This is a genomic window from Xenorhabdus doucetiae (genome assembly GCF_000968195.1).
Taxonomy (GTDB): Bacteria; Pseudomonadota; Gammaproteobacteria; order Enterobacterales; family Enterobacteriaceae; genus Xenorhabdus; species Xenorhabdus doucetiae.
In genome coordinates, this window is the sequence record NZ_FO704550.1 from 740,908 (window position 1) to 757,142 (window position 16,235).

15 protein-coding genes and 1 other annotated feature are annotated in these 16,235 nt (G+C 46.5%); of the genes, 5 read left to right on the forward strand and 10 right to left on the reverse strand.

The window, feature by feature from the left end:
- Window positions 1–124: 124 nt before the first annotated feature.
- Window positions 125–622, reverse strand: coding sequence for a DUF2938 domain-containing protein (locus XDD1_RS03595; protein WP_045968757.1), 498 nt, complete (start codon window positions 620–622; stop codon window positions 125–127).
- Window positions 623–768: 146 nt separating this feature from the next.
- Between XDD1_RS03595 and XDD1_RS03600 the strand changes: the two genes are divergently transcribed.
- Complete coding sequence (locus tag XDD1_RS03600; RefSeq protein WP_045968759.1) at window positions 769–1,410, forward strand: ArsR/SmtB family transcription factor; 642 nt, start codon at window positions 769–771, stop codon at window positions 1,408–1,410.
- Window positions 1,411–1,468: 58 nt separating this feature from the next.
- On the opposite strand, the gene mog is transcribed toward XDD1_RS03600, so the two are convergent.
- Window positions 1,469–2,047 (reverse strand): molybdopterin adenylyltransferase, encoded by a 579-nt coding sequence (mog, locus tag XDD1_RS03605; protein WP_045968762.1) that lies wholly within the window; start codon window positions 2,045–2,047, stop codon window positions 1,469–1,471.
- Window positions 2,048–2,199: 152 nt separating this feature from the next.
- The gene (gene tal, locus XDD1_RS03610; protein ID WP_045968764.1) at window positions 2,200–3,153 is read right to left on the reverse strand and encodes a transaldolase; all 954 of its coding nucleotides are present in this window, start codon (window positions 3,151–3,153) and stop codon (window positions 2,200–2,202) included.
- Window positions 3,154–3,325: 172 nt separating this feature from the next.
- On the opposite strand from tal, the gene yaaA reads away from it, so the two are divergent.
- Entirely contained in the window at window positions 3,326–4,102 is a 777-nt protein-coding gene (gene yaaA, locus XDD1_RS03615) for a peroxide stress protein YaaA (protein WP_045968766.1), read from the forward strand.
- Between the two features lie 78 nt (window positions 4,103–4,180).
- On the opposite strand, the gene thrC is transcribed toward yaaA, so the two are convergent.
- The 3 genes from thrC to thrA are packed head-to-tail and all read right to left on the reverse strand — an operon-like array spanning window position 4,181 to window position 8,897.
- Complete coding sequence (gene thrC / locus XDD1_RS03620) at window positions 4,181–5,473, reverse strand: threonine synthase (protein WP_045968768.1); 1,293 nt, start codon at window positions 5,471–5,473, stop codon at window positions 4,181–4,183.
- Between the two features lie 2 nt (window positions 5,474–5,475).
- Window positions 5,476–6,426, reverse strand: coding sequence for a homoserine kinase (gene thrB / locus XDD1_RS03625; RefSeq protein ID WP_045968770.1), 951 nt, complete (start codon window positions 6,424–6,426; stop codon window positions 5,476–5,478).
- Window positions 6,408–8,897 (reverse strand): bifunctional aspartate kinase/homoserine dehydrogenase I, encoded by a 2,490-nt coding sequence (gene thrA, locus XDD1_RS03630; RefSeq protein ID WP_045968772.1) that lies wholly within the window; start codon window positions 8,895–8,897, stop codon window positions 6,408–6,410. The genes thrB and thrA overlap by 19 nt, the downstream gene beginning before the upstream one ends.
- Window positions 8,898–8,920: 23 nt before the next feature.
- Window positions 8,921–9,037: a sequence feature (Thr leader region), on the reverse strand.
- A 696-nt stretch (window positions 9,038–9,733) separates the two neighbouring features.
- Here thrA and arcA point away from each other — a divergent pair.
- The gene (gene arcA, locus XDD1_RS03635) at window positions 9,734–10,450 is read left to right on the forward strand and encodes a two-component system response regulator ArcA (protein WP_045968774.1); all 717 of its coding nucleotides are present in this window, start codon (window positions 9,734–9,736) and stop codon (window positions 10,448–10,450) included.
- A 101-nt stretch (window positions 10,451–10,551) separates the two neighbouring features.
- Here arcA and creA read toward each other — a convergent pair whose 3' ends face one another.
- Complete coding sequence (gene creA, locus XDD1_RS03640) at window positions 10,552–11,028, reverse strand: protein CreA (protein ID WP_084720926.1); 477 nt, start codon at window positions 11,026–11,028, stop codon at window positions 10,552–10,554.
- Between the two features lie 570 nt (window positions 11,029–11,598).
- Here creA and robA point away from each other — a divergent pair.
- Entirely contained in the window at window positions 11,599–12,480 is an 882-nt protein-coding gene (robA, locus tag XDD1_RS03645; protein WP_045968776.1) for an MDR efflux pump AcrAB transcriptional activator RobA, read from the forward strand.
- Here robA and gpmB read toward each other — a convergent pair.
- Complete coding sequence (gpmB, locus tag XDD1_RS03650) at window positions 12,477–13,124, reverse strand: 2,3-diphosphoglycerate-dependent phosphoglycerate mutase GpmB (RefSeq protein ID WP_045968778.1); 648 nt, start codon at window positions 13,122–13,124, stop codon at window positions 12,477–12,479. The two genes, robA and gpmB, sit on opposite strands and share 4 nt — an antisense overlap.
- Window positions 13,125–13,178: 54 nt before the next feature.
- Here gpmB and yjjX point away from each other — a divergent pair, with 54 nt between their 5' ends.
- Window positions 13,179–13,712, forward strand: coding sequence for an inosine/xanthosine triphosphatase (gene yjjX / locus XDD1_RS03655; RefSeq protein ID WP_045968780.1), 534 nt, complete (start codon window positions 13,179–13,181; stop codon window positions 13,710–13,712).
- Between the two features lie 118 nt (window positions 13,713–13,830).
- On the opposite strand, the gene trpR is transcribed toward yjjX, so the two are convergent.
- Complete coding sequence (trpR, locus tag XDD1_RS03660) at window positions 13,831–14,154, reverse strand: trp operon repressor (protein ID WP_045968782.1); 324 nt, start codon at window positions 14,152–14,154, stop codon at window positions 13,831–13,833.
- 57 nt (window positions 14,155–14,211) lie between these two features.
- A complete protein-coding gene (gene sltY / locus XDD1_RS03665) occupies window positions 14,212–16,131 on the reverse strand; it encodes a murein transglycosylase (RefSeq protein WP_045968783.1) in 1,920 nt (639 codons plus the stop codon).
- Window positions 16,132–16,235 lie beyond the last annotated feature (104 nt).

A 16,235-nucleotide genomic window follows, 5' to 3' on the forward strand; every position in this document is an offset into this window, starting at 1 on the left:
TTAAGCAGATTAATTCATTGGGAAATATTCCAAATTAGATATTAATAAGAAAGAATGCACGAAAATTCAACACACCTCCGTCGATAAATAATCCAAATTTATCGACGGTTATTGAGAAATAAAATTAAGAAAATAATGTGAATAATAACGCCGCTAAATACAGACCAACGCCATAAGAAGTATGTGCCATCAGGCTTCTTAATCTGGCGGTATTGGGGGCGGGTGTTTTAGAGGCTGCAATCCCCATGCCCATGCCCGGCTGCATAATGAAGAAAGGGGCAACTAAAGTCACGATACCGGTTATTAACGCGGGCAGAAAAGTGGGGTGTTGCGCCCACTCTAATCCATAAACGAGCAATAAGAAACCGGCAAAAATGATCCCAATCAGATAGTGGGCCAACCAACCCATTGCGGTTTCACCTTTCACGGGTTCAGCTTGCAGGATGCTGGTATGGATAAATTTGCCTTTGGGAATATGCCCAATCCAGCGGCCTACCATGCTGTAGTTTAATGAGGGGATGCCGAAACACCGTTTGATGAAAACCGCCCAAAGATCCATAACAATTGTTGCGCCGGCACCAATCAATATAGAATAAATAATAAACTCCAATCCTTCATTCATCTGTTGCGATCCTCCGAATTGTGGCTATCTGTAGGGTCAATCAATCTATATGGTCAAGCAATGGATACTCGAAATAGCGAAAAAACTTTGATACCATCATAATCAATTAGTTCATTGAATATAATAATTCGGGAAGTATAAAGTCAATGTTTGATAAAGAAATTCTGGTTGAGATCGCGGAAATCGCGAAGGTGTTGGGAAATTCCCATCGATTGGTGTTGCTTGAGTGTCTGATCGATACTGAACAATCCGTGGAAAATTTGTCGGCGCTTTCCGGCCTGTCGATTGCCAATACTTCCCAACATCTCCAACACCTCAAACGCGCCGGACTGCTCCAGTCCCGCAAATCCGGCAAGCATGTGCTTTACCGTCGGAGTGAAGGGCCTATTATGGCAATTATCGCTGCACTGCAACAATATGCCGAATTTAACCGCAAAGAGATGCGCAGATTGATCGATGATTCGAGCAATCAGGAAGCCATTTCATGGGAAGAGCTGCTGGAGAGGATTAAAGCAAAGAGTATGACGTTACTTGATGTCAGGCCAAAAGAGGAGTTTGAACAGGGTCATTTACCCAATGCCATGAATATTCCGGTTGATGAACTGGAAAACCGGCTGGACGAATTGGCCTCCAATCAAGAATTGATCGCCTATTGCCGTGGCCCTTATTGCGTGCTTTCTGCCAATGCCCTCGCATTGCTGCGTGCTAAGGGAATTCACGCCCGCCGGTTTAAAAAAGGCTTTTCGGGCTGGAAAGAGGCCGGAATGCGCATTGAGACGAAATCTTAGAATGGGTTTATTTTCCCTGAAAGGTTCTGAATGCGCTCAGAACCTTTTCACTCGATGATTATAAGCGCCGTGCGCTTTTCGGCCGGAACGCAGCGACAACGGTTTCATTCGTTTCCACATACGGGCCGTCGAGCAGTTGGATACAGTAGGGAACACTGGCAAAAATTCCTGCGACTAACACCTTGCCGTTTTCGTCTTTCAACCCTTCCAGCGTCTCTGCGATGGCTTTCGGTTGGCCGGGAAGATTGAGGATCAGTGCTTGATTGCGGATCACGCCGACTTGTCGGGACAGGATTGCGGTTGGCACAAATTGCAGGCTGATCTGACGCATCTGTTCGCCAAATCCGGGCATTTCACGATCAGCAACCGCCAGCGTGGCATCCGGCGTGACATCACGACGTGCCGGGCCGGTTCCCCCGGTGGTCAGCACCAGATGGCATCCCAGTTCATCGACCAGTTCACATAATGTCTGTTCAATCAGGATTTGTTCATCAGGGATCAGGCGGGTTTCTACACTAAAAGGTGTGATAATGGTTTTTTTCAGCCATGCTTCCAGTGCAGGCAGCCCCTTATCCTGATAAACCCCCTGTGAAGCGCGATCAGAAACAGATACGAGGCCAATGCGCAATACATTCATACAAACCTCAATTCGCTATAAAAATGAGAAAAAATAATAAAATGTGTGGCTGAAACTTGAAATTTATTGAGTAAAGGCGACCTCATTAGTCGCCTTTGAGTAAGACACTTGTGTAAAAAATAGGCTGTCAAAAAATAGCCTATCGCCGGGAATTACAGCAGATCAGCGATCATGCTCTCAAGTTTGCCTTGGTCTACTGCAAACTTACGGATACCTTCCGCCAGTTTTTCCGTTGCCATGGCATCTTGGTGGTGGTTCCAGTAGAACTCAGCTTCAGTCATTGGCGCTGGACGTGCTTTGATTTCGCCTTCATAACCCAATTTGCACTCGACTTCACCTTCTGCTTCAGACAGTTCTTTCAGCAGTGCCGGAGAGATTGTCAGGCGGTCACAGCCTGCCAGTTCCAGAATTTCGCCGGCGTTACGGAAACTTGCACCCATCACTACCGTGCTGTAGCCGTGTTCTTTGTAGTACTGATAAATCTCAGAAACAGAAACCACACCCGGATCTTCATGTGGTGCAAACTCTTTCTTGTCACTGTTTGTTTTGTACCAGTCAAGGATACGGCCGACAAATGGCGAAATCAGGTAGACACCCGCTTCTGCACAAGCACGTGCCTGAGCGAAGGAGAACAGCAGCGTCAGGTTACAGTTGATGCCTTCTTTCTCCAGTTGTTCCGCTGCACGGATGCCTTGCCAGGTGGAAGCCAGTTTGATCAGAATGCGATCGTTGCTGATGCCCGCGTCGTTGTACAGTTTGATCAGACGTTTTGCTTTCGCGACGCTGGCTTCGGTGTCATAAGACAGACGCGCATCGACTTCTGTAGAAATACGGCCGGGGATCAGTTTCAGAATTTCCAGACCAATGTTGACCGCCAATTTATCGCCGGCATCAATAATTTGTTGTTCACGGGAGTCGCTTTGACTACGCGCCCATGCAACGGCTTCATCAATCAGTTGGCGATATTCTGGAATTTGCGCAGCGTTCAAAATCAGGGAAGGGTTGGTGGTCGCATCTTGCGGCTGATACAGTTTCATTGCCGCGATATCCCCGGTATCTGCTACGACTGTTGTCAGTTTACGCAGGGAAGTCAGTTTATCGGTCATGTTTAATATCTCATCGTTATACGTAAAATCGTTGGCAACGTTGCCTCACCATCCGGTGATAATAACATGGCCAAGCGCGGCTGTAAGGTAAGAAAATCGTATCGCTGAGATTCTCCCCTTGGTGTGCTTTTTTGTTAAAGTGGGGAACGTCTGGATTATGAGGAAAAAAATCATGCTTATTACCCTTTCTCCTGCAAAAACACTCGATTATGACAGTCCACTCGCAACCGAAAAGTTCAGCCAACCGCAGTTATTGGCAGAATCCCAACAACTGATCGCGATTTGCCGGGCGCTGACACCGGCGCAAATCAGTAGCTTGATGGGGATTAGTGATAAGTTGGCGGGATTGAATGCCGCCCGTTTTGGTGAATGGCAGCCTGATTTCACGCCAGAAAATGCCCGTCAGGCGATTTTGGCCTTTAAAGGCGATGTTTACACCGGAATGCAGGCCGAAACTTTCTCTGCCGGCGATTTTGATTTTGCCCAAACGCATTTGAGAATTTTGTCCGGCCTGTATGGGGTATTGCGTCCTCTCGACTTGATGCAGCCTTATCGTCTGGAAATGGGGATTAAATTGGAAAATCCGCGCGGTAAAGACCTGTATCAGTTCTGGGGTGATCGCATTACGGAAAACTTAAATACCGCACTGGAACAACAGGGTGATGATATTCTGGTCAATCTGGCCTCCGATGAGTATTTCAAAGCGGTCAATCGCAAAAAGCTGGCAGCCAAGATAATCAAGCCGGTTTTTCTGGATGAAAAAAATGGCAAATACAAAGTCATTAGTTTCTACGCTAAAAAAGCGCGTGGGTTGATGAGCCGTTTTATCATCCAGCATCAACTGACCGATCCCGCCCGGCTGGTGGAGTTCAATCTGGAAGGGTATGCGTTTGATGAATCCCTCTCCAAAGGGGATGAGTGGGTGTTTAAGCGTCCCGAACAGCATTAATTTTTATTTTTAATATCAATCGCATCCAGCATGGGATCACTCCACCTTAATCAGTGGAGTGATCAATGTCAGGTTATTTTATTTTGGCGCTCTTTCCAGCAAAAATTCACGCAAGGTGGCGAAATCAGAAGGCATAAAGTGGGATAACAAATCCAGATCCGCGCGTTCAGCTAAGGCTTTTGGCAAAGGTAATGGCTGGCCGAGGGTGGCTTCGACACTTTCCTTGAATTTGGCGGGGTGCGCCGTTCCCAGGAATAAGCCATATTCCCCTGCTTGTAATTGATCACGCAAGACGCGATAAGCAACGGCCGCATGGGGTTCGGAAATATAGCCTTTTGCCGCCAGTTCACGCAGGGTGTCTTGCGTGGTTGCGTCATCCACCACACCATTTGCCAGTTCACTCAGCGCCCAGCCTTTGCGTTTGAACAGTTCTTCGATGCGCGGCCAGTTATTGGGCTGGCTGACATCCATGGCATTGGACAGGGTTGCAATGGTTTGCTGTGGCAGCCATTGGCCTTCCGCTAAATAGCGCGGAACGGTGTCATTAACATTGGTGGCTGCGATAAAACGTTTTACCGGCAGCCCCAGTGATTTTGCCAGTAGCCCCGCGGTTAAATTGCCGAAATTGCCACTTGGGACGGAAATCACCAACTGTTCACGTTTTTCAGCCGGGATCTGCGCAACCGCTTCAAAGTAATAACAGATTTGTGCCAGCAGGCGGCTGATATTAATCGAGTTGGCGGAGTTGAGATGCAAAGCTTGCTTCAACGCTTCGTCATCAAAAGCCTGTTTGACCAAGGCCTGACACGCATCGAAATCCCCCTTGATTGCGACGGTATGGATGTTTCCGCCCAGCGTGCAAAAGAGTTTTTCCTGCAATGGGCTGATCTTGCCTTCGGGATAAAGGATCACAACCTGTACGTTATGCAAGCCATAGAAGGCATGGGCAACGGCGGCACCGGTATCACCGGAGGTCGCAGTCAAAATCGTGACGGGCTGTTCTCCGGCGATCTGCGCCAGAATTTGCGCCATAAAGCGGCCGCCGAAGTCTTTAAAGGCCAGTGTCGGGCCGTGGTAAAGTTCCAGTGAAGCGATGTCATCTTCGACAGTGGCGACGGGGGCAGGGAAGGCAAACGCCTTTTTTACGCGGGTGGCTAATTGCTCTGCGGGAATTTCATCGCCAATAAAGGCGGAGAGAATGCGTTGGCTGCGGCTGATAAAATCCAATTTCAATAAGTCATCAATTTCATCACGGTTGAATGCCGGCAAATCCTGTGGAAAAAATAGCCCCTGTTGTTTGCCCAATCCCTGTTTTACCGCCTGTGAAAAGCTGACCTGCTCGCTGCTGTCTTTTAAGTTATATAATTTCATGGTTACTTTACCTGTCGTGCGCCTGCGAGATCCAGACGGCAAATGTGTACAAAACCTTCATCATTCTGTACGTAATGTTGTTGCAGCCAGTGTGCAACCTCTTCGGCTACCGCCATTTGATGACAAATGGCGAAAAGTGTTGGGCCGGAGCCGGAAATGCCGCATGTCAGTGCCCCTAATTGCTTAACCGCATCACGGGCGTCGGCAAATCCGGGTAACAGTTGTGTGCGGTAAGGTTCTGCCACCACATCTTTCATTAATTTGGCTGCCAGTTCCGGTTGCCGGGTATGGCAGGCGTGAATAAAGCCGGCAAAGTGACGTCCATGCTCAATGATATCCTGACGGGTGTAGTGGGTTGGCAGGATCGCACGGGCTTCTGATGTCGAGACTTTAATGCCGGGATACGCCATGACCCAGAGCCAATCATCAAATGTGGGGACTGGCAGGCAAGTGGTCTCTTCCTGAGATAAGATCAACTGCAATCCACCCAGATAGCAGGGGGCGACATTATCATAATGAACACCACCGGAAATGCGCCCTTCTAATTCCCCCATCATGTCCAGCAATTGGTGTGGGTTAAACGGCCGGCCGGCATAGTCATTCAACGCCACCAGAGCCGCCACCACAGAGCAGGCACTGGAACCTAACCCGGAACCAATCGGCATGTTTTTCTCTAATGTCATGCTAACGGGCAGCGCTTTCCCTAACCGTTGACAAAAAAGCTGCCAGCCTTGGTAGACAATATTTTGTTTGGGATCGGCCGGTAATTTGCCGACAAATCGCCCTTTATTATTCAGGCTGAAACTTTCAGCTTCACTGACGGAGACACAATCTCCAAGCAACGAGCCATCAACGGGAGAAACCGCTGCGCCAAGCACATCAAATCCGACGCCAACGTTCCCGATAGAGGCAGGCGCATAAACCCTGACAACCATTAAACCCCCAATTTCCATGATAGAGTGCGTAATATATCAGCAAAAACGCCGGCAGCCGTGACATCATTCCCTGCGCCATAACCACGCAATACTAGCGGAATGGGTTGATAATAACGGGTATAGAAAGCCAGCGCGTTTTCGCCGTTCTTAACTTTATACAGTGGATCATTGCCGTCAACAGCGACCATTTTCACTGTACAACGGCCTTGCTCAATCAAGCCAACATAACGTAACACTTTTTCTTGTTCTGCGGCCTCTTTTACACGCTGGCTAAATGCCTGATCCAGTTGCGGTAAACGTTGCAGAAAGCTGTCAATATCACCACTGGCGTCGAACGAGAGGGGTAAAACAGGCTCTACATGGATATCTTCCAGCTCGAGCTCATGGCCCGCCTCGCGCGCCAGGATCAACAGTTTTCGGGCAACGTCCATGCCAGAGAGATCATCCCGTGGATCGGGTTCGGTAAAGCCTTTCTCTTTTGCCAGCAGGGTCGCTTGTGAGAGCGTCATGCCTTCATCCAGCATGCCGAAAATGTAGGATAGGGAACCCGACAAGATACCGCTGAACTGGACTAATTCATCACCGGCATGCAGCAGGTTTTGTAAGTTTTCGATAACCGGCAAGCCCGCCCCGACATTGGTGTCGTACAGGAATTTGCGTTTCGATTTTTCTGCCGCCTGACGGATTTGGCGGTAATAAGCCATCGACAAAGTATTGGCTTTTTTATTGGGGGTGACAACGTTAAAACCGTCGCCGAGGAAGCTGGCATATTGCTCCGCAATCGACTGATTAGACGTACAGTCCACAATCACCGGATTCAGGAGGTGATACTCTTTTTCAAGGCGGATCAGGCGACTCAGGCTGAAAGGCTCAGTGGCTTCTGAAAGTGCTTGTTGCCAGTTATCCAGACTGATGCCCTGCATATCCGTCAACAAAGCACGGGAATTGGCAATACCACAGACGCGCAGATCGATGTGTTTCTGTTTGAGCCAAGTTTGCTGACGGCGAATTTGCTCGATTAACGCACTGCCTACGCCGCCCACACCGACAACGAACACTTCAACCACTTGGGCGGTGTTAAACAGCATTTGGTGGCAGAGACGAACAGCCGTCGTCGCGGCATCATTGTCAATGACGGCAGAAATGGAGCGTTCAGAAGAGCCTTGCGCAATGGCAATGATGTTGATATTGGCACGAGTCAATGCGGAGAAAAAGCGGGCGGAAGTGCCTTTCTGGGTACGCATCCCATCCCCGACGACAGAAATAATGGCCAGGTTGTCGATCACGTCAATGGGATCAAGCACACCATCTTTCAGCTCCAGATAAAATTCTTCGGTCAGTGCTTTCTGCGCGTTGACCAGCTCTTTTTGCGGGACACAGAAACTGATGCTGTATTCTGACGAGGACTGGGTGATTAACACGACGGAAATCCCTTTGCGCGACATGACGGAAAAGATCCGTGCCGCCATCCCGACCATCCCTTTCATGCCGGGGCCGGACACGTTGATCATCGCCATATGGTTCAGATTGGTAATGCCCTTAATCGGCATATTCTGATCTTTTTGTTCATGATCAATAAGAGCATTATCAATCAGCGTATCACCAATAAACGTCCCCGGCGCATCGGGGTTGGCGGTGTTTTTTATCAGGCAAGGAATTTGAAATTGGGCGATAGGGGCGATAGTCCGGGGATGAAGCACTTTCGCGCCGAAATAAGACAACTCCATCGCTTCTTGATATGACAAGCTTTTTAGCAGGCGTGCATCTTTAACCGCCCTGGGATCACAAGTATAAACACCATCGACATCCGTCCAGATTTCACAGCAGTCGGCTCGCAGGCAGGCTGCCAGTACTGCGGCTGAATAGTCAGAGCCGTTGCGCCCCAATACGACCAGTTCGCCACTTTCATTACCCGCCGTGAAGCCGGCCATCAGGATGATGTGGTCAGCCGGGATGTTAAGTTCGGCAATGCGTTTGGACGATTCATGGATATCGACGGTAGATTCGAGATAATGCCCATGTGCACACAGGTTTTTGACCGGATCAATGACCGTGACTTGATGACCCCGTGCCTGTAGCACCGCTTCCATGATGGCAATCGATAGCTTTTCACCACGACAGATCAAGGAGGCGTTAATGCTGTCTGGACATTGTTTCAACAGGGAAATGCCGTGCAGCGTCTGTTTCAGGCTGGCGAGTTCACGCTCAACCATTCCTTTCAGGCGCTTATAATCAAACCCGGTTTGTTGCTCTTTCAATCCTGACAGTAAATCAGCAAAGATTTGGCTGGCATCGCTCATATTGGAAACAATCTCTTGCCCGGCAACCGTTTTTTCAATCATCGCCACCAGATGGTTGGTGATCTTCGCGGGAGCCGAGAGGACCAGGGCCACTTGCCCAAGGGATAACTCGTGCTCGGCGATATCTGCGACGCTCAGTACGCGCTGGTGATTCGCCACTGAGGTTCCTCCAAATTTCAATACTCGCATTAACTTTTCTCCTGATTTCTGTCCAAAAAAAAGCCCGTATCTTGTGGGATACGGGCTTGTGGTTGTTATATATATGCGTCAGCCCGCACCGTAACCCAAGGTTCCGGTGGTAATCGTAGTGGTGGTTGTCATGGTATTTGTAAGAACCCATTTTTTCGGGCTGATGTGGTGCATAGTTTCCTGTCTGTCTATTTGATTTGTTCGACCCTCTATTGGTTAAATTAAATTGTGGTCAATGTCAAATATTTTTTAGGTCAAAAGAAGAAAAAAACGGCATTTTCCGTATCGGAATTATTCAAAATATAACCAAATGGACAAATTATTATCTGGCTAGTCAGGTTATTTATTAGCATTTAATTTTACAAAAAACATATTTTGTAATTATTTTGTCTTTATGATAAAAACATGTTGTCTGGATATTTTTGTGTCGAACCAATTTCTTCAAGTCTTCGCGACATTCTGATACCCATTAACATAATTTATTCAAATTAATAACAAATGGTCTAAATTAAAATTAACAATTACAATTAATGTGAACGTGCTACAATTGATTTTGATATGTATCAACAAAAGTTAGTTTTTTTAGCAGGCGAATACATTACTAGCTGTTATATTGCTGTTAATAGACTAATATAGAAGCCTTGTTTAGATCGGGTTTTTTCGGGTATGTACCCTCTAGGAAAGCGACGCTGGCTTTTAGCGTAAAACATATCAAACGTTTATTTTGGACATAAGCTGGTTTTCTGTAACTCAGAACAAGATCAGCCTATTTTCTTTTAATAATAACGGCTTATGTCATACAGATTCTGTTTTTTTAGCGATTTTAGGTAGCAGCCATGCAAACCCCGCACATTTTGATTGTTGAAGACGAAATTGTCACACGCAATACCCTTAAAAGTATTTTTGAAGCTGAAGGGTATATTGTTTACGAAGCCACTGATGGTTCAGAAATGCACAACATTCTGTCAGATAACGATATCAATTTAGTCATTATGGATATCAATCTGCCAGGTAAAAATGGGTTATTGCTTGCCCGTGAATTACGTGAGCAGGCAAATGTCGCGTTGATGTTCTTAACCGGCCGTGACAATGAAGTGGATAAAATCCTTGGTCTCGAAATTGGTGCTGATGATTATATAACTAAGCCATTTAACCCACGTGAATTAACCATTCGTGCGCGTAATTTACTTTCGCGGACAATGAACCTGAGTCATTCAGGTGAAGAGCGCCGTCAGGTTGAAAGTTATAAATTCAATGGATGGGAGCTGGATATCAATAGCCGCTCTTTGGTGAGTCCGATGGGAGATCAGTACAAACTGCCGCGTAGTGAATTCCGTGCGATGCTTCATTTCTGTGAAAATCCAGGAAAAATCCAGACCCGTGCAGAATTGCTGAAAAAAATGACGGGTCGCGAACTGAAACCCCACGATCGTACTGTTGATGTGACTATTCGCCGTATTCGTAAGCATTTCGAATCAACACCCGATACGCCAGAAATCATTGCAACCATCCACGGTGAAGGTTACCGTTTCTGTGGTGATTTAGAAGATTAAGTGAACCTTTTTCATTAGTCTATTTCTATCCAGTAAAGCCCCGTATGTCCTAATGGCATCGGGGCTTTTCTTTTGAGCGAGTGCTTACTTTAGTGAGCTATTCACGCTTTCCACGGCATAATCGGTACGGCACTGATCGCATTTTTAGGGGAACCATCGATCATCTTATCAGAATAGGTTAGATAAATCAGTGTATTACGATTTGGGTCATAGAAACGTACCACCTGTAATTTTTTAAACACCAAAGATGTCCGTTTCTGGAAGACAACTTGTCCTTTCTTGGCGGATTTCTTTATCTTATCTGATAATTCAATCGAACCAACTTGCTGGCAAGATATGGCGGCATCCGAGGTATCTTCTGCTAATCCTAATCCGCCCTTAATTCCTCCGGTCTTGGCCCTGCTCAAATAACAGGTGACATTTTTCACATCAGGATCATCAAAGGCTTCGATCACTATCTTGTTATCAGGGCCAAAAAGTTTGAACACCGTATCGACAGAACCGATCTCTTCAGCGTGCAGAACTACGGGAGAAAAGAGTAAGGCAGCCGCTATCACTACTTTCTTCATTGTTACCATATTTAGTCCATTTGAATTAAATAAATACAGTGAAAATATCTATCATTCACATATAATGTAACTCAATGAATTTAATCAAATCATTTTCACTGTGAATGTGTCTGTGATGGGAAATCATAGCATTATAGCTGAATAGGCAGCCAAGATGAGTCGCTGAATTCACGTTCTTGGATTATTTACCAAGACAATGCTTGACATATTACTAAATCTACCAATAATTTATTCCAAGCCAAATCTTGTTTAATTTGGTTGATGGTTTGTTGATAACATGAATGTAACAATCAATATGCCAAATAATTTTGACGTTATTGTACTTATAGAATAAATACCCACCAGTTATAGTAAGTATCGGTAATCAATTGCCGAGATAAATATGCTGCCATAACACTCAGGGAAATTGAACTTGAGGTTTGTTTTGGGAAAATTTTTGGGAAAGGTTTTAGGAAAAAGTATCGTGTTGATTGTCAAGCAAATTACATAATATCTTTTTAAATAGTCTTTGTTTTCAAGCTAATAAATTGTTATATATTTATATGATTTTCTTTTTGTCTTAATGACTTAGGGAGATGTATGGATCAAACCAACATCATTCGAGACTTGCTGCATTGGGTGGATAATAATCTGGATCGTCCATTGTCTCTTGATAACGTTGCAGCCAAAGCAGGTTACTCCAAATGGCACTTGCAGCGCATGTTCAAGGAGGTAACAGGTCAGGCAATAGGCTCTTATATCCGTGCGAGAAGATTATCCCGAGCCGCCGTTGCATTACGTTTGACCAGCCGTCCTATTTTGGACATTGCTTTACAATATCGCTTTGATTCTCAGCAAACTTTCACGAGAGCTTTCAAGAAACAATTTGACCGGACGCCGGCCGCTTATCGTCGAAGTGAAGAGTGGTGCGCCAAGGGGATATGCCCTCCTATCCTGCTGGATAATAAGCCGCTGCCAGAGTACAAATATGTCACATTGGAAGAGAAGTCGCTTATCGGCACAGAGCACACTTGCAGTTATGTCCTCGAACAGTGGTCAGAGGCTTGCAAGAATATGCGTCATGATTTTTGGATTAACTATCTACAGGATGCTGAGATATTACCGCCGAGACTGTATGGATTACACCATACGACCCTTAGTGTGGAAAACGAAGATGAACAGACGGTGTTCTATACCACAGCTATCGAACCAGAATATGCCACTTTTGATACCCAAGATAACCATCCAGTCGTTTTGCCCGGTGGGGATTATATTTCATTCAGTTATTTTGGTGATAAAGAACAGTTACAAGAGTTTCTCTTTACCGTTTATGGTGTCTGCCTGCCTACATTAAACATCACTCGCAGAAAGGGATACGATGTTGAGCGATATTATCTCACTAACCTCGAATGGAGAAATCTTGGGGATGAGTCCCAAAACCATGTTGTGGAATTTGAGTATCTCATCCCAATTGAACGTTAACCGGGTAATTCATCCAAAGCGGGCATATCCAGATGAGTGATATCGCCCGTTGTTTCAACTATCCAACCTGAAGCCAGCCACGGGCTATCCTGATAATCCACCCGTGAGATAGAACAGTTTCTCAACCGTAAACGGCGTTCTGAGTTAGCGGGAAGACCCAGAATAGAGCCGATCAAACTGACGAGTGCTATTCCATGACTGACCAACAGTGGACGGCTGCCCGCCGGCAGATTGAGGCAATTGTCCAGTGCGGCACGCATACGGGTAGATACTTCATGCATCGATTCACCTTCTGGGATATGTCCATTTGGTGTACCATCGACAAGGCTTTTACGCCAAGATTCTTCTTCTGGTGTGAGGGAGTTGAGTTCGCGATTTTCCAGTACGCCCATATGTAACTCTCGCAGTCGAGGTTCCAGTATGACGTCGCAACCACAGGCTTTAGCGATGATCTCTGCTGTTTGGCGTGTCCGACCAAGATCACTGGTGATAACATGGGTAATGTTTTCTGCTTTGACTCTTTGCGCGACTAAGTGAGCTTGGTGTCGGCCAGTTTCCGTCAGGGGGCTGTCAGACTGCCCCTGAATACGATGAGCCACGTTCCATTCGGTTTCGCCATGACGAACAAGATAGACCTGTAACATAGTTATTTTCCGTTATACTGCATCATGAAATAATTCAAAGGATAATTTATTTATATGTACCACGTTATTGCAGCAACAACTAACCCTGCGAAGATAAAAGCGATTAGCCTTGCATTCGATGATGTTTTTGGCCCAGGCACCTACCACATAGAAGATGTCAATGTAGATAGCAGTGTACCTCAACAACCGATTGGGAATATTGAAACCCGCACAGGGGCTCGTCATCGCGTTATGGCTGCTCGCCAAGTCCGGCCAGAAGCTGATTTTTGGGTTGGGGTTGAGGCAGGAATTGAAGATGACATGACGTTTGCCTGGATGGTTGTTGAACATAAACAAATTCGGGGAGAATCGCGCTCTGCCAGCCTGATGCTGCCTGAAAAAGTACTGGAAGGTATTCGTCAGGGACGCGAGCTTGGCCATGAAATGGCGGATGTCGCTGGCGTCGATAATATCAAGCAGAAAGGTGGTGCAATCGGCTTTTTTACCAACGGTATTCTGACACGTACCAGCGTTTATCATCAAGCGCTGATATTGGCTCTTGTACCTATCCATCATGAAATTTACAACGAGTTGAATAATCAATCTTAACGGTACGACATAGTTAACGCTAAAAACGCTAACCGTAATAAGTAATACGCAAGTTGTTGGGGGCACATTGAATGGCCCCCACGAAATTATTTAAACCGTTATTTTATAGTGGCTATTTTCAATCAGTTAATAACTGAGTCTCCAGCCATCTCTTAACATGAGCCGGGGCGTTCTTTAAGCTGTTGGAACCGCGTGTAATCGTCGCAATACCAACGCCTAATTCATTTTTCAGCTCGCGCTGGCTCATCTGCCCACGCATCAACTCCTGAATAATCCGAACCCGAGTTGATAAAGCGGTACGTTCATCGGGAGTCAATAATAGCTGCAAAATAGAATGTTGCAAATTTTGTTCAAATGCTATCTGTAATAGCTCGACAAAAGCGAGCCAGTCATCACCCTCTTCTGGGGAGAGCGCCGGATCAATCAAATGATTTTGTGCCATAATTAACTGCCATACTATTTAACTAGTACGGCAGCATATCATAGTATTCCTCTTAAATTAATAACGTCTTTGCCATTCGGCATTAGTCAGCACGTTCGGCATTTTTCCCATAAAATGATGGTAGAACATGTCATAGGCAAGGACATTTTTGACATAAGAGCGTGTTTCAGCAAAAGGAATGCTCTCAATAAAGGCGATGGGATCGATACTCCCAGAAGTGTTAGCCAACCAGCGCTCAACATTGGCAGGGCCGGCATTATAAGCGGCACTGGCAAGAATGCGGTTATGGTCAAAACGCTGGTAGACTGAATCCAGATAAGCCGTGCCAATTTTTATATTCGTCATCGGGTTCATTAATTGACCGCTGCCGATATAACCCTGAATTTTCTGGCTCTTCACGGTATGTTCGGCGGTTTTAGGCATGATCTGCATTAATCCGCTGGCGCCCTTGGCAGAACGCGCCTGCGGATCCCAGGCGCTTTCCTGACGGGCAATGGCCATGGCATAACTTTGTGAAATATTTTTATCTGACGTAAAGTTGGCAAACTCATTTCGCCACGCCATCGGGAAACGTTCTTCAAGATGATCCCACATCTTTCCTGCAATGGTCGCTTGCACACTGAAAGCGGGCCAGTGTTGCTCAAACGCATAACGGGCTAACTGTTCTTGTTTCACGCGATCTTGCGAAGAAACCAGGAGACCCCATTCGGAGCGTGCTAAATCATCCATATGCCAATACAGTAACTCTCGGATACGCTTAATGGCTGACATATTGGTAATGGCGCTATCAGGTTTCTCTGCTTTGTGGATGGTCAGGGGGTAGGGGATCTGTAATTTTTGGGCGGCCACCATAGGATAAAAACCACGATGCTTGGCCAGATTACGTAATATGACATTACCTTGTGCGGTGTTTCCGTGCTTGAGCAGGATCATGGCACGCCAATATTGCCATTCATCTTGTTGCAAAGTTTTTTGGGGCAGTAACGAAATCCATGCTTCAAGCCCGGCATGATCGCCATCCCGCAATGCCAGGCGAGCGCGTCTTTCAATCAATTTGATAGCATGTGAATGGCGAATAGTATCATCCCGCCATTTTGCCTGCTCCGGCGTGATGTCTCCCATCAATTGCCATGCGACGATATCTTTTAATTGCTGGCGCTCAGTGTCATTCATCTTTTGTGAGCGAACAAGTGTGGGAATGCTGACTCTGGCGAGTTCGGCCTTTGTACGGGCAAAGCGGGAAAAGGTCGTTATGATCACTGAGCGGGTAAAGTCGGTTGGCGTGGTGGTTGTAGCAAATTGTGCAATAAATGTAGGATCATGCTGTAGTTTCAGCAAACTTGCACTCAAGCCCTGATAACGTAATGGCAAGCGTTTGGTCAGATAGCTAACAAGTGTGGTGTCACCGGCCTTCATTGCTAATTCGATACGCTGCAAAATTAAATTTGCAGCGAGGTGTCCCGCCTGCTCCCAGACGCTGAAGAGTTTATCGCAACGATCAGGTAATGAGCTGCCGTTGAGCCAAATTTCCTGGGCACCTGTCCAGGCGACTTGTTGGTGCCCCGTGGCCCACTGTGCAAAGTAATAATCACAACGTTCTGCCACGGTATTTGGCGGGTTAGGGCTGAATGTCAGGATACCGTGCCAGTCCTCCTTATCTGCCAGTGCATTGATAAATCGGGATGTCAGCGAACGCGCTGGCGGCAGGGTAGGATGAGTATTAATAAAATGCTGAACTTGCTGGGGCGTGGCAACGGCCAGATCCTGAGATAATTGACGATATTCGAGATAAGGATACAGCGGGTAATCTTTCAGCGTTGGCATCAGGCGTGCCACTTCCGCTCTATTTTTGGCATCCCATGCCTGCTTGATGGCTTGATATCGCTGACGTTGGGCATCCAGAGAATCAGCATGTGCTGCTCCGGCAACAACAGAAACCATACTTACAGCCATTGCGAAATGCTGCCACTTACTCATTGCCACATACCCCTCCAGAAGACGACCCAGTGCCCAAGTGCATTATAAAAAGCCATGTAATTATAATCATATTATTGATATGAGTTATTACAATGGGTGAATGC

Bases quoted from the DNA above. Each gene is read 5' to 3' on its own strand.
- XDD1_RS03595 (WP_045968757.1), bottom strand. From the start codon at position 622: ATGAATGAAGGATTGGAGTTTATTATTTATTCTATATTGATTGGTGCC.
- XDD1_RS03600 (WP_045968759.1), top strand. From the start codon at position 769: ATGTTTGATAAAGAAATTCTGGTTGAGATCGCGGAAATCGCGAAGGTG.
- mog (WP_045968762.1), bottom strand. From the start codon at position 2,047: ATGAATGTATTGCGCATTGGCCTCGTATCTGTTTCTGATCGCGCTTCA.
- tal (WP_045968764.1), bottom strand. From the start codon at position 3,153: ATGACCGATAAACTGACTTCCCTGCGTAAACTGACAACAGTCGTAGCA.
- yaaA (WP_045968766.1), top strand. From the start codon at position 3,326: ATGCTTATTACCCTTTCTCCTGCAAAAACACTCGATTATGACAGTCCA.
- thrC (WP_045968768.1), bottom strand. From the start codon at position 5,473: ATGAAATTATATAACTTAAAAGACAGCAGCGAGCAGGTCAGCTTTTCA.
- thrB (WP_045968770.1), bottom strand. From the start codon at position 6,426: ATGGAAATTGGGGGTTTAATGGTTGTCAGGGTTTATGCGCCTGCCTCT.
- thrA (WP_045968772.1), bottom strand. From the start codon at position 8,897: ATGCGAGTATTGAAATTTGGAGGAACCTCAGTGGCGAATCACCAGCGC.
- arcA (WP_045968774.1), top strand. From the start codon at position 9,734: ATGCAAACCCCGCACATTTTGATTGTTGAAGACGAAATTGTCACACGC.
- creA (WP_084720926.1), bottom strand. From the start codon at position 11,028: ATGGTAACAATGAAGAAAGTAGTGATAGCGGCTGCCTTACTCTTTTCT.
- robA (WP_045968776.1), top strand. From the start codon at position 11,599: ATGGATCAAACCAACATCATTCGAGACTTGCTGCATTGGGTGGATAAT.
- gpmB (WP_045968778.1), bottom strand. From the start codon at position 13,124: ATGTTACAGGTCTATCTTGTTCGTCATGGCGAAACCGAATGGAACGTG.
- yjjX (WP_045968780.1), top strand. From the start codon at position 13,179: ATGTACCACGTTATTGCAGCAACAACTAACCCTGCGAAGATAAAAGCG.
- trpR (WP_045968782.1), bottom strand. From the start codon at position 14,154: ATGGCACAAAATCATTTGATTGATCCGGCGCTCTCCCCAGAAGAGGGT.
- sltY (WP_045968783.1), bottom strand. From the start codon at position 16,131: ATGAGTAAGTGGCAGCATTTCGCAATGGCTGTAAGTATGGTTTCTGTT.